Origin of the sequence: Thermogemmatispora sp. (assembly GCF_019683635.1) — a bacterium.
GTDB lineage: Bacteria > Chloroflexota > Ktedonobacteria > Ktedonobacterales > Ktedonobacteraceae > Thermogemmatispora.
Genome location: NZ_JADGIA010000030.1, coordinates 1 through 13,437, shown reverse-complemented (window position 1 = coordinate 13,437; position 13,437 = coordinate 1). Strand labels below are relative to the sequence as shown.

General features: G+C 60.8%; 7 protein-coding genes. 2 read left to right on the top strand and 5 right to left on the bottom strand.

The features are described 5' to 3' along the window. Positions 1 to 5: 5 nt before the first annotated feature. The 3 genes from IRZ31_RS05530 to IRZ31_RS05520 form a co-directional block, all read right to left on the bottom strand. Positions 6 to 896, bottom strand: coding sequence for a lysophospholipid acyltransferase family protein (locus IRZ31_RS05530; protein ID WP_297150725.1), 891 nt, complete (start codon positions 894 to 896; stop codon positions 6 to 8). A 3-nt stretch (positions 897 to 899) separates the two neighbouring features. Continuing rightward, complete coding sequence (locus IRZ31_RS05525; protein ID WP_297150722.1) at positions 900 to 1,262, bottom strand: metalloregulator ArsR/SmtB family transcription factor; 363 nt, start codon at positions 1,260 to 1,262, stop codon at positions 900 to 902. 1,339 nt (positions 1,263 to 2,601) lie between these two features. After that, positions 2,602 to 3,921 (bottom strand): glucosaminidase domain-containing protein, encoded by a 1,320-nt coding sequence (locus tag IRZ31_RS05520; RefSeq protein WP_297150717.1) that lies wholly within the window; start codon positions 3,919 to 3,921, stop codon positions 2,602 to 2,604. Positions 3,922 to 4,442: 521 nt separating this feature from the next. Between IRZ31_RS05520 and IRZ31_RS05515 the strand changes: the two genes are divergently transcribed. Next, complete coding sequence (locus tag IRZ31_RS05515; RefSeq protein ID WP_297150714.1) at positions 4,443 to 6,758, top strand: serine/threonine-protein kinase; 2,316 nt, start codon at positions 4,443 to 4,445, stop codon at positions 6,756 to 6,758. A 20-nt stretch (positions 6,759 to 6,778) separates the two neighbouring features. Further along, positions 6,779 to 7,717 carry a tRNA (adenosine(37)-N6)-dimethylallyltransferase MiaA gene (gene miaA, locus IRZ31_RS05510; protein WP_297150711.1) on the top strand — a complete coding sequence of 313 codons (939 nt, stop codon included), beginning with the start codon at positions 6,779 to 6,781 and terminating at the stop codon, positions 7,715 to 7,717. Positions 7,718 to 7,856: 139 nt separating this feature from the next. Here miaA and IRZ31_RS05505 read toward each other — a convergent pair whose 3' ends face one another. Next, positions 7,857 to 11,639: an AAA family ATPase gene (locus tag IRZ31_RS05505; protein WP_297150709.1), complete on the bottom strand. Its 3,783-nt coding sequence runs from the start codon at positions 11,637 to 11,639 to the stop codon at positions 7,857 to 7,859. Between the two features lie 208 nt (positions 11,640 to 11,847). Beyond that, complete coding sequence (locus IRZ31_RS05500) at positions 11,848 to 13,287, bottom strand: hypothetical protein (protein WP_297150707.1); 1,440 nt, start codon at positions 13,285 to 13,287, stop codon at positions 11,848 to 11,850. Positions 13,288 to 13,437: the final 150 nt, after the last annotated feature.

The following is a 13,437-nucleotide window of genomic DNA, read 5'->3' as shown; positions in this document are numbered from 1 at the left end:
CGCAGCTAGGGATCAGCAGCAGGCCAGAATGGGCGAAACATATACCACTGATCGGGATAGCTACGGACCATCTCCTCTAGCGTATCAAAGATATATTGGGTCAGGCGCACGACTTCGGCCTCGCGGTCTCCCTCAGTGCGAGGGAAGACGGGGGGAAAAGCGCGCATATAGTGCTGTCCCCGCCTGCCGTACCAGACGAAACCGGACATAATCGCGGCTCCAGTCCTTACCGCCAGCCTTGCCGCACCAGCGGGCACATACGTTGTGCGCCCGAAGAATCTCACGGGAACGCCTTCGTTCTCCATCAAGGGGCGATCGATCACGATGGCCAGCATCTGATTTTGCTGCAGAACGCGCAAAATCGGTCGGGCCGAGCGCTCCATTGGGATAATGACGATCCCTTTATCCTGGCGCTGCTTTTGCACCAGGGCATTCAGCTGGGGATCGGCGAAGGTTTCGGCGATAGCCGAGAAGGGCACCTCGCGGGCGATAATGGCGCCGGCCAGGTCCCAGTTGCCAAAATGAGCGGTGGTAAGAATCACACCGCGACCGGGTTGGAGCGCCTGCTGAAGGTACTCACGCCAGGAGGAGGCTCCTCGCGTCAGGTCGCGCCCCTGCCGCTCAATGGCCTCGATGTCGAGGTGGGCGAAGCTCAAGAAATCTGAGGCGTAGCGCCCGTAGTTGCTCCAGGAGGCACGCGCCAAGCGGCGCACAGTACGATCGCTGGGAGGGCGGCCCAGGACCTGAGCCATATTGCGCTGCGTCACCCGGCGTTTCGAGCGCCAGGCCAGGTAGCTTGCCGTTCCAACCGTCGCCCCGATGGCATGGCGCAAGGGCCGGGGAGTACGCCCCGCGAGCGCACTTGTGCCACGTGCCAGCCAGTAGATGACAGACACCGGTTACTCCTCCAGGTTGACTTCAGCCGCCGTCTCCACCCAGGAAACGCTCCCGACAGGCAGCGTTGCCAGCACGAACCCGGGATCGACCAGTTGCTGCAGCCGCTGCAGGCAATACTGAAAGCGCTCTTTATCCAGTGAACAGTAGACCTGGCGTCCGGCGCGACGCATGCGCGTCAGCCCAGCGCGCTGTAGCTTCCGCAGATGCCAGGAAACCAGGGGCTGGCTGATCTCCAGAGCATCAGTGAGTGCTGTGACCGTCATTTCCGGCTTCCGCGCCAGGTGGTAAATGATGGTCAGGCGCACCACATCCGCCAGCGCTTTCATCATGGTTTTCAGTTCACGCCAGTCATTCGATCTGTCCAAGTCGATCCTTCTTTGCGTGCGCAGACGATTTTGTATAAATCTTTGTTTATATACTAACGCGTGTCAGCAAGGCTGTCAAGATGGGAACTGGGACAGCAGAGCTGCAGGAGCGCTCAAGGAGCGCTTTCTCGCGGTAGAGATTGACCAGCTCTACTGTAAATACATCGTCAGCGGAGGAGGGGCAGGCCCACAGGCAAGAGCGGCCCTCGGAAAGTTTGCAGAGGCGAGGAGGGAGATCGGCAGATTCAGGAGAGCAAAGTGGCCTGAGCAAGAACGGGGAAGCAGATAAAAACAGCCGGAAGTGGAGCGTCTTCATAACCACTTCCGGCCTTCGTTATCCATGAGCATTCTTTCTGACGATCTCAGGCCGAGCAGGCCATGAGCCGATAAACCAGGCGGGCTCACGGACTGATGCAGCAGACAATGCATAGTGGGTGACCAGGGACTCGAACCCTGAACCTAGCGAGTGAAGCAGACAGCCAGCATCACCTGACGGCGGGAGTCTCAAGCCGGGACTGAACCAGGTCCGGCCTGGACTATGCTGGTCATCCCCTCCCGAACCGGACGTGCACCTTTCAATGCATCCGGCTCTCCAGAGAAGCGCCTGAAGGACACTTCTCCTGCGCCCCTTCCCCATGTATCAGCCATTACGCTGATCGTTTGAGTACTATGGGCGCTCCGTCACCATGAGCCACAGGGGACGAGAAAAACCCTGTAGCTTTTAGGTGATCCCGTAGTTCCCACAACGCCCCGCTCCGTACGTAGGTCTCCCTTCGCGGACAACCGCCCACCTGATGGGAGCATTTGCCAGCCCTCCTAATCACAGCTGACAACATCAGGGCAGGCTATCGAGGGATTCAACCCCTGGCGGGCTTGACCATATACGGCCTAGCTGCCGTTGCAGAAGCTGGCATCATTTTATCGGCTCTCCCTCCACCTCGGGGAGGCGGATGAGCACGACAATGAGCTGCGAGAGGCTTCCAACAACGACTTTTCCATCATGCTGTTGTCCCCCGCAACCTTTCGGCGCGAGGTAAGATGGTGCTTTAGCCACGTCTGCTCCAGTGGCGTCGGGTCTCTCCCGACAGGGACGCTGTGAGCACAACGGCGCACTTAAGAGTCGCTTGCTCTACCGATTGAGCTAGTCACCCAGCTTTACAGTGAAGCCGTAGCCCCGAGCTTGCTTCGGGTGCTGCGGTGGCACTGCACAGTGAAGGATAGCATATCTGGCGCTTCCCGTCAAGTAGGGAAGAGGCTGTTGGCCAAAGTCAGCCAACGATTGCCTCTTCCTCTTACTCTGGAACAGGCAGGAGTGAGAAGCGGAGGTCTGGTCACCTCATCAACTCGGCTCTGAGCGAGCTGCCTGTGCACTAGAAGGCAGGGGGTGGCCAGAGCCGTAACGGCTCAAGAGGCCGCTGCCCGGGCCTGTGCTCCGTCCAGCGAGCAAAGGCACAGCCACTGGAGCTGGCCGGGTAGCAGACGAGGGAGCTGCGCCTGCTGGCATTGGCTGCAGCTCTGGCAGATGGGAGAAGGAGCCAGGCCAAGGCCCGCTGTGGCTGGCGGCAGCCAAGACTGCCTCCTGGGTTTCAGGTTGGACTGGTAGATTCCAGAGCGGTAGAGCATCTGTATCGCGTCCAGGCGGCGAGCCAACCAGTCCGGCGAGAGATGTTTCTGAAGCAGTCTGGACAGGCACGGCGGCGAGCACGAGAGTATCGGTGATCGGCTCTGGCTTTGACTCCACTCCTGCCGGTGCGCTGCTCAGCAGAGCAGTCAGGAGACGCTGGCGGCGGCGCAACCAGATGGCGCCGAGAGCCAACGCCAGCGCAGAGCTTAGGCCAAGGACTACCACGACAATGTTTTGTCTGCTCGGCTTGCCCAGCTCGTCCGCGGAAGAGGTTGCCGTTATCGCCGGCGCAGAGGAAGCAGTGGAGGAAGAGACAGCCGGCTGAGGCTGACTATCCTCTCGCTCAGCATCGGCCTGTTGCCCGCTCTTATTCTGCAGGGTTGTGGCAATCTTATACTTCAACGTCGCCGGCGTTGGGGTTGGGGTCGGCGTTGGCGGCGGAGCCTCGTTGCGATAGATGGTCATCAAATTCATGACCTTAGCGGCCCAAGAACCTGAGCTAGACGTCCCAACGTAGGGGCCAGCGATCAGATAAACGGTCGTCAGTCCGCGAGCGATATAGCGCTGCTGCACGATTGAAAACCAGTCCTGAATAGCTGCAGCATAGGAGGGATAAATAGTATAGCCACCGGCATCGCTTGGATAGCTGGCACTAGCGCGGACACCGCCGGGATTGTGGTCGCCCAGGCCAACCCCCGCCGCTCCCTGGTTCGTTTCGACGTACCAGACGGCCAGGGCAAAGGCATCGTCGATATTTGTCTGGCGAGCCGCCGCTTCAACAACCTGACCAGTGCCAGCCATAGGGGTCGACGCCAGAATAGTGTTGACGGTTTCCGCTGGCAATGTTGGCGGTCCCAGCACGCTGGCGCCGCTGGCCTGGCTACCGATGCTACCATTCATAATTTGCCAGGTCAGAACCAGAGCCCCGACGAGTAACAGCGCCAGGCTGATCAATATCGCTTGCAGCGAACGCCGGAGGTGTGGCCGTGGAAGCGCCGGCGGAACAGTCTGAGTGATCAGCTTGCTCTTCATCATGCTCCTGTTATCGCTGAAGCCAGAGAGGCAGGCGAGTCACCTCCGCGCCCCACCTCAGTCACGCCACACCCGCGCCTCACTGCCTATTCCAGCGTAGATCAGATTGCTGAGATCAGTCCCTTGCTCCCTCTCTCCTGTTCTGAAACCTCACCCATGACTCTGGGTTTGATCCTCGTCCTGTCCTTTGCTTGGCGTCTCTCAGGATAATCTTCTTTACCGGATGTTGCAGCTCTCAAACGTTGTAGAGTAGGACAGGCGCCCGGCGCCTTTCTCCTTTCCTACGCCAGCAGGAACGGTCGGAAGACCGAGAGCGTCTATGCTGATTGTACCATGCAGCGCGAATTTACTTGTATCAATAGCATTCAGCATAGGTAGTATCTCCCATAAATGGTATGCTATACTGGAATGCACGAGAGCCACGAAGGCGCTGCAGGCCCTCTGCCTGGCCGGGTCTGGCTGGACAAGAGCGGCAGCGAGATTGAGCTGGCCCGGCGGCGCCGGCGGTGGACCGAGGAGCATTGATGTCCGTGAGGAGAGACAGGGGGTTCGCCATCAGTCCCATCAGTCCACAGAACGGTCAGGGAAATGCCCAGACGGGACGCCTGGGACGCAATACCCTGCTCCACAAGCGCTACATCATCCTGCGTGTGATCGGCCAGGGGGGCATGGGAGCAGTGTACCAGGCGCGCGATACGAAGCGGGGCGAGATTTGCGCGGTGAAGGAGATGAGCCTTTCTTCCGTGCCGCCTAGCGAACAGGGCAAGGCTCTGGAGAACTTTCTGGCTGAGGCTACCATTTTGTCGCGCCTCAGCCATCCTAACCTTCCCGCCTTTACCGACTTCTTCAGCGAGGGTGAGCGCCATTTTCTGGTGATGGAGTATATCGATGGGAAGACGCTGGAGGAGCTGCTGGAGGAGAACGGCGGGCCTTTCTCTGAGCGGCGCGTGTTGGGCTGGGCTCGTCAGCTCTGCGATGTCCTGGAGTACTTGCACAGTCAGCAGCCGCCGGTGATTTTCCGCGATTTAAAGCCGGGCAATATTATGCTGCGTCGAGACGGGCGCATCAAGCTGATCGACTTCGGTATTGCCCGGCTGGTGCGTCGCTCTTCCTCGCAGGATACCCAGCTGTTGGGTACGCCCGGTTTTGCTCCCCCAGAGCAGTATGGCAGCGCTCAGACAGATCAGCGCTCCGATATCTACTCACTGGCGGTGACGCTCTTCCAGCTTTTGACGGGCGCATTGCCCGAGAAGGGCTTTGGCTTGCCAGATGCGCGCACGCTGAACCCGGCGGTCTCGTCAACAGTGGCACGCGCTTTGGAGAAAGCGGCCTCTCTTGATCCCAACGATCGCTATCCAAGCGTGGCCGTTTTCCGTCGGGCCCTCTTCCGCGTGGGGACGCTCCCCTTTGAGAACGGTCAGGAGGCCACAACACCAGAAGAGTTAGCTGAGCTGTGCGCCCGCTTTCCCGAGGAGGGGGCCGACTACCTGTTCAATGGGGAGATCGAGTCATGGCTAGAGGAGATCGGCGAGAGCGACCTGGCCCGCAAGGTGCGCCGCTTACGGACGACGACCGGCGATCCCGAGCTGGGTGTTGAACGGCTGGTCCAGCTAATCATGGGGCCAGATGCCCACTTGCGCACGAAATCCCAGGGGTCCGTTAGTGCAACAGCGTCCGCGGCCTCTGAGGGGGCGCGCGGGCGTCCCCCTGCCCGTCCTCGCAAGGCCCCGCTGATGATTGTGCGCCCGGCCACGATTAATTTCGGCCAGGTTTACCCGGGCCTCTCTGCTCCTATGTTGCTCACGATCACGGGCAATCAGGGTTCGGTTGTTCAGGGTACCATTCAGCCGGTAGAGCCGTGGATTATCGTGGATCAGACGCGCTTTGATGGCATGAGTACGCTGGTGCGCGTGCGAGTCGATAGCAGCCAGCTTGCCGGCTCGCAGCGCTATAACGGCACCATTGTGATTACGCCTCTGGGCGAGACGGCGGGGAAACCAGCGGAGGTGAAAGTAGAGGTGGAGGTTATGGATTATACCGTCACGGGGCCGGTGTCGGCTAGCGGGTCAAGAACGGCCAGCGGTCAGGTCTCCGGTAGCGTCGGCGCCGGCGCTGGCCAACGCTTGCTACCCCCCAGCCAACGCTCTGGCTCGATTGCCCCAGCTCTGCCAGCCTATATCAATCCGCAGGATGAGGCTTATAAGGCGAAGTATGGCCAACCTGGTGGCTGGGACCTGCTGCGGGCAAGTCCCGCTGAGCGCCGCCGGCTCCATTGGCTCCAGGTTTTTGCTGCGGCTTTGCTCGCTCCTTCTTTGTTTTATGAGTTATTCTCGCAGCTGCCTTTCTTTTCGCATGCTCCTCTGCCACCTGATCCAGCTTTTTTGCCGGCGTTGCTTGCAATGCTACCACTGGCTCCACTGGGGGCCCTCTTGCTGAACACCGATCACCGCTGGCAGCTATCAGCGCTGGTGAACCGTTTCTGTACGGGACTGGCCACCACCCTGGCGGCCCTTGGCTTGCTGGAGCCTGCCTGGCACAGCGTTTTCCAGGATGGGGCGCCCGCCCTTCATGCCCTGACATTGCTTGCTCTGGCCGCTCTGGCTGGTACCCTGGGGAGTAGCCAGCTGATCAGCAGTCGCTTGCTGGCTGGAGCGACCTGGGCAATGAAGCGTTTCCGCTTGCCAACGCTGGCCCTCTTGATGGTTACTGGCGTCAGCCTTGGCCTGAGCCTGGCTTTGGGAACCAGCCTGAGTCTGCTGACGCCGCTGGCCGTGGCCGCGGGGGCTGCTGTCGCTTTAGCATTGATCTTCCGCATCGATCGACTGATCGGGCATCCGTAGCTGTGGATGGGAAAGAGACAATGAGCGCCGCTGAGAGGGAGCAGCCACAGCGGAAAGGGAAAGTGGTGGTAGTGCTGGGGCCAACCGCCTCGGGCAAGAGCGCGCTGGGCATTCAGCTCGCCCAGCGCTTCAATGGAGAAATCGTCTCCGCCGATTCGCGCCAGGTCTACCGCGGCCTGGATATCGGCACGGCCAAAGTGACTCCAGAGGAGCGGGCGCTTGTCCCTCATCATTTGCTTGATGTGGCTGATCCAGCTGAAGTTTACAGCGCTGCTCGCTTTCGCGAGGAGGCCCTGGCAGCGATTGAGGCGATCTTAGGCCGTGGCAAGCTGCCTTTGCTGGTCGGCGGCTCCCCCCATTATATCCAACTGGTTGTCGACAACCTGCAGGTGCCCCAGGTGCCGCCCGACCTGGAGCTGCGCCGTCAGCTTGAGCAGCGTCCCCTTGTAGAGTTGGTCGCCGAGCTAGAGAGACGTGACCCACGCGCCGCGGCCCGCATCGATCGCCGCAACCCGCGTCGAGTGATCCGCGCCTTGGAGGTTTGCCTTCTCACAGGCCGGCCCTTCTCGGAGCAGCAGGGAGTACCGGCTCCGCTCTACAAGAGCCTTCTGCTGGGCATTCACTGGCCGCGGGCGGAACTCTATCGCCGCATCGATCAGCGCGTCGATGAACGCTTGCGCCAGGGGATGGTCGATGAGGTTCGTCGCTTGCTGGCCCAGGGTATCGGCCACGAGCGCCTGGAAGCCCTGGGGCTGGAGTACCGTTTTATCAGTCGCTTGCTGCGAGGCGAATACCAGAGCGAGGCGGAGATGGCAGAACATCTGAAGCACGCGATCCATGATTTTGCCCGCCGCCAGCTGAGCTGGTTTCGGCGTGATCAGCGCATTATCTGGCTGGAAGGTGCTGACCTGGCGCGGGCCGAAGTCGAGGTAGAGCGTTTTCTAGAGGAGGAAGAATGACGGGGGGAGGCAAGGATAGCAGATAGAGCAGGTGGAGGATCAGGAAGGGTCATCAGCACAGGCTTCCCGTCCATCCAGGAGGAGCCTGCTCGCTAGGAGCAGCTTCCTCCTGGCGTCGGTCTGAAGGCTTCTCGCAGCACTAGGCCACCACCGAGGTTGCTTCCGAGCTGGTTTCAGGTCCTTCTTCAGATGAGGGGCGGCTGCCATTGCCGTTGAGCGAGCTGCGCGGCGTTATCACAGGCAGGTTGCTCTCGACCACCTGTCCACCGTCGATCAAGAGATAGTAGGGGAACTGAGCGGGATCGAAAGCGCCGCTGTGTGAGATAAAGAAGATCTGCTCGAAGTGCTGTCCCAGCATCTCACCGGTCACCACTTCGACCACAGCCTGGGCCCGCCGCTGATCGAAGGAGCTGAGTGGCTCGTCGAGGAGCAAAAAGCCTGGAGCGGCATTTAGCTCGCGTGGCAGGGCGGCGATCGCAAAGGCCAGACGCAGGGCGAAGGAAATTTGATCCGCTGCCCCACTGGAGAGCGCTTCACGAGGGATATACTCGCCAGCCGCCGAATCCCAGACCCGCCAGCGCAGCGGCCCGCCGCTTGCGCTGCCCTCCTCCGGCTCGGTCACCAGCTGCACATCGTGATAGCGACCGCTGGTCAGGAGCGGCAGAATTTGCTGCATGTAGTACTCGGTACGCGGGACCATCTTGCGCATCAAGCGCTCGATGACCGCCGTGATCAACATGCTTCCACGCTTCTTGGTTTGATAGCTGCGTTCCTGCTGCTCCATGCGCTTGCGAGTCTGCTCCAGATCGAGCTGCTCGCCGCCAGTGCCGAGTTGCTGGCTCAGCTCCAGCTCCTCCTTCTCACGCTGCTGCAGCTCTTGCTCCAGACGATCCCGCTCCTCTTCCAAACGCTGGCGATCGGCGACGCCATACTCGCCGACCAGAGGCCAGACCGCCACAATCTCCTCGCGCTGATAGCCCTGGGGAGCGGGACGGCCACGCAGCTCAAGCAGAGCGCGAATCTGCTCGCGGATCTCCTCGATCTCTTGTCGACACAGTTCGATCTTGGCCCGCGCAGCTCCTTCTTGCATCTGCAGCTGCTCCAACTCCTGCAGAATGCTCTCCTCACTGGCTGCCTGCAGCTCCTGCTGACAGCGTGCACGCAGACCGTTGAGCGTTTCGGCAAAAGGATTGGGCGGGATAATCCAGCTACCGAGCACTGTGCTGAACTTGGCAAGCTGCTGATAGTAACCAGAGAGCGACTGTTGGCGCTCCTTGAGGAGGGCGGCGTAGTGCTCGCGGCGACCCTGCAGCTCGATGCGGCGTCCGAGAGTAATATGGAGGGCCTCCAGCTCGCGGCGAGCTGCACTCTCGGCGCTGCTGACCTGGGCCTGACCGAACTGCAGGCCGAGGGGCTTGACACGCTGACGCAAGGAATCTGTCAACTTCTGCAAGGCTTCTCTGAGAGCGGCCTGCTGCTCGCGGGCGCGCTCCAGCTGCTGGAGGGGATCACTCGTCTGAAAGCGTTCGAGGCGCCCGAGGAGCACCTGCTTGCGAGTCTGGAGGTTTTCCAGCTCCTGCTCACAAACCTTGATCTGCTCTTGCAACTCGGTGATCGCATCAATCTTGCCGTCGAGCGCGGCAATCTCCAGCTCGGCAGTCTTGAGCGCCTCCTCAATGATCGTCTGCAGCTCGGCATGCTTTGCAGGTGAATTGAAGACGTTGGCCTCGAAAGTGGGGATTGGCAGGCCCTCTTGACCCATCAAAGTTGCCAGCTCATGGCGAGCCTGCTCTACAGCTACCAGGTCGCTGCGGAGTTTGCTGTGGATATCATCCCAATCTTTAGCGTGCGCCTCCTCCTCCAATTCGCTCGCTTGCTTGCGCAGGGTGGTGACTCTCTCAGCAGTCTGAGTCACTTGTCCACGCAAGGTAGCCAGACGCTCGCGCGCCTCAGCCAGAGCCTGCTGCTCATTGACAGAGGAGCGCTCGGCCTGGGCCTGCTCGATCACGCGCCGTGCTTCATCAGGGGAAGCCGGAACCTCAGCCCCAAGGTTTCGAATCTCCTCTTCGACGCGAGCCAGAGCTTCCTGACCGCCGTTAGCACGGGCCGCCGCCTCACGGGCCGCCACCATTGCACGGACATGATTGAGGGCCTCCTGCTCGCGCTGCAGGGCTTGCTGGACAGAGACACGAGCACGACTATAGCGGATAAAGATGACAACAAAAGCAGCAACGCAGGCAGCCGCCAGTACAATGCCGATCACCGCCGGGACCAGGAGCTGCGAGAGCGCCCATATGAAGCTCAGGAGCGCAGCGATCCCGAAGCCGACTCCGGCCACAATCAGAAAAGCGAACAGGCGGCGCATCACGCTGAGGGTGGCGGCGGCTTCCTGATGGCAGCGCTCGTGTTGCTGATAGGCGGCGCGTACCTGCCGTTCAGCCTCGGTCAAGCCGCGTAACTTATCGCGCAGGCGCAGCCATTCCTCGAACTGGCGCGCCAGATTCTGACGACGCCAGCGCTCCTCATAGGTTGTGACCAGCTGCTCGGTCTGACGCACCTCCTGCTCATAGCGAGCCTGTTCCTGTTCGGCTTCGCGCAGGCGACGGCGCGCATCCTCGATGCGGTTCTCCAGCTGCTCAGCCTGCTCGCGCGCCGCCAGGCGCTGGGCGTAGCGCTCCTCCGCCTGACGCAGTGTTTCCAAACGGGAGGCCAGATGACGCAGGCGTCGCAGCCGCTCCTCCAGGGAGGGTCGTCCGGCGCGGCGGCGCTCTTCCAGCTCGCTGCGCGTCAAGCGCGCCTGATCGAGGCGAGCCTGAGCGCGGCTGATTTGCGCCTCCAACTGCTCAAGGTTCTCCTCAAAGGTTGTGCGCTCCTGAACCTCCTGCTCCAATTCCTTAATCGTATTCACTGTGGCCAGGAGGTCAGTAGCCATACGCTCCAGGGTACCGAACGAGCGCGAGAGATCTTCCAGCTCGCGCACGCGCTTCTCCAGAGCTGGTAGTTCTTCCCGCTCGCGCAGTTCCAGATCAGCGATCTGTCGGTCCAACTCTGGCAACTCGCGGCGGGCCTCGGCCATCTCATCGTAGGCAGTAATCAGCTCAGCGAGGATCGCCTCGGCTTTCTTCAGCTGCTGCACGCGCGCCTGACGGCTCTTTAGCTCGGAACGCTTCTGCTGGATAGTAGAGAGAGTGCTCTCCTGCTCAGCGATCTCTGCCTCTTGCTGCTCGATCTCGGCCAGATGCTCATTCACTGTGACAGCATCCAGGGCCTCCTCGACCTGGCCTAGTCTGGCGCTTAGCTCAGGAATGCGGGCCTGCAGCTCGGCCAGCCGCAGGCGAGCAGCGCACTCACGCAGCTGCTCCTCGTCCTCGGGGGTCAGGCGGAACTGCTCAGCCAGGCGAGTCAGCTTCTCCAGGCCCAAGAGGCGACGCAGGGCGACCTCGCGCTCGCGGCCAGTGATCTGCTCAAGACGTTGGAGGCCCTTCTGTTCGATCAAGCAGGAATTGCGCAGTGTCTCACCATCGAGGCGGCCCAACTCTGCAATGATGCGTTCATTAGCGGCTCGCAGTTGGGTGATTGGCTCGCTCTCGGGCATGCCGAGGCGGCGGACCAAGAGCGAGACGCGCTGACCGCTGCCGCGTTCAATAGTGCGCGTGATGGCCAATTCAGTGGCGCCAACGGAGAGCGTCAGCTTGACAGTGGCCTCCGTCTCTCCGTACATAATGAGATCATCCAGCGCCCGTTTCTCCCGATGGGTAGTGAGTGGCTCGCCAAAGAGAGCAAAGTAGATACATTCAAAGAGAGTTGATTTACCAGCCTCGTTCGGCCCCTGGATCAGGATACTTCCGCGCTGGGGAAAGTGCAGATCTATTTCTCGCAAGAGCCTGAAACGCTCGACTGTTAGGTGTTTCAGAATAATCATTTCTGCTTCACTCCGTTCACACTCCTCTCGGGAGATGCGAGCGCTCTCCGCCGGTTTCTTGAGAGAGTTGAGCAGAGAGGCCAGCATGCTCGCCGCGATCCGCCCTTACGCTACCACATCTCCTTCACATAGCTCAGCGGTGCAGATCCTCCGACCAGCGAGCGCACCGATCAGGCGTCACAGGAGCGGGCGCTCAGAGCACTTCGCGCTAATGGATCTCATCCAGAGCAGTCAACAACACCTCTTTTGTTACCAACAGAGCTTTTTTCTCTTGTTCATCAGAGGCGGCAGCGATCCACTCGTCGGCCAGAGCAGCCAGCTCCTCGCGAGGAGAGAAACGCTCAGTGGCCTCAGCCGGGCCAGAGCTGGCGGAAGCCTCATAGTCAGGCAGCAGTGTCAAGGCTGTGTCGTCGATGGCCAGAGAGAAAGCATGCTGCTCGCCGTAACGGCGGATCTGGTTCAGGTCGAGCTGATGATATTGCTGGCGCGTCAGCTCGCCCTCCAGTTTCAGCTGGACCATCGTCTGTTGATTGCAGAGAGGGCGCAGGCGCTCCAGAATTACTGCAGTGGGAGAGCCAGCGGTAGCAGAAGCAGAAGCCACGGCCCCGGTTTCGCCGCTGGGCGCCCCTGCCCCTGTTGGTGGAGCTGGCCAGAGCGCACTGGTCGGCACAACCAGGCGACGCAGGCGCACAGCCTCGACGGTGATATGTTTACACCAGCGGACCCCATCGCTCGCCAGACCGAGAAAGACAAAGCCAGGCTCGGCATCGGGGTCATTGAAATCAATATGCTGAGTTGGACCAGCCACGATCAGCTCGCACTGGCCGACGCGCAACTGCTGAAAGGCATGGTGATAACCGGCCAGGATATACTGGAACGCTGTCTGCCGTGCCAACGTCGAGCGGCTCACCAGGGCCTGGGCTTCAGCTGGGACGGATTCGGTGCTCAGACCTTCAATGGGGGCATGGAGGATCAAAATACGGATCTGGGCACGCTCAAGCTCAGCGGCGGGACGAACGTAGGCCAGAGGGTCGCCTTCCTGGCCTGCGCGCACACTCAGACCACAGAGGCCGACCCGTAGCTGCCCGATCTCACAGAGGGCCGGCGTTAACTCGACTAGAGGCTGCCCTCTTCCCAGATTGGCGCCCGTAGCCATCGCCGCGGACGGGCGGGAAGGGGGCGAGAGCGGCTCAAAATAATGGAGGGCGCCGAGGCGAGCGAAGCTCAAGTGAGGCGCTGGTAGCGCTCCCTCAGCGAGGGCCCGGCCCAGCGGCGGTGTATCGTGCAAGCCACCAACCATAAACGTGCGCACACCCGCCTGACGGAGCTGAACCAGACGCTCGGCCACAAAGCTACGCTCATGCTCAGCCGGATTTAATGAATCGAAAAGATCCCCGGCCTGGATGAAAAGATCGACGCCCTGGCCAATCGCGAAATCCACCGCCTGTTGAAAGGCATGCCGTAGCTGGCGCGCTCGCTCCTCGCGTCGGCGCATCGGCTGGCCAGCGGCAGCGCCCAGATGGTTATCCGCCGTCAGGACCACCGTGATCACATCGCGCGGGCGCGACGCCGCATCCTGCTCCTCATTCGCCTGCTGCTCAGGGTCCAGCTTCTTTTCTGAACCCTCCTCCACAAGTTCTTCTGTCATCGCAAGCTACTTCCAACTAAACTGAGAGACGATCTTACTGCCGTGCAACAAGTCGCAGTGATCTTTCCTGCACATAGAATGGATGGTAAGAGGAGTCTATCATAAATTATGACGATTAAAAAACAGGCGGCCCGGAAAGAGGGACCATTT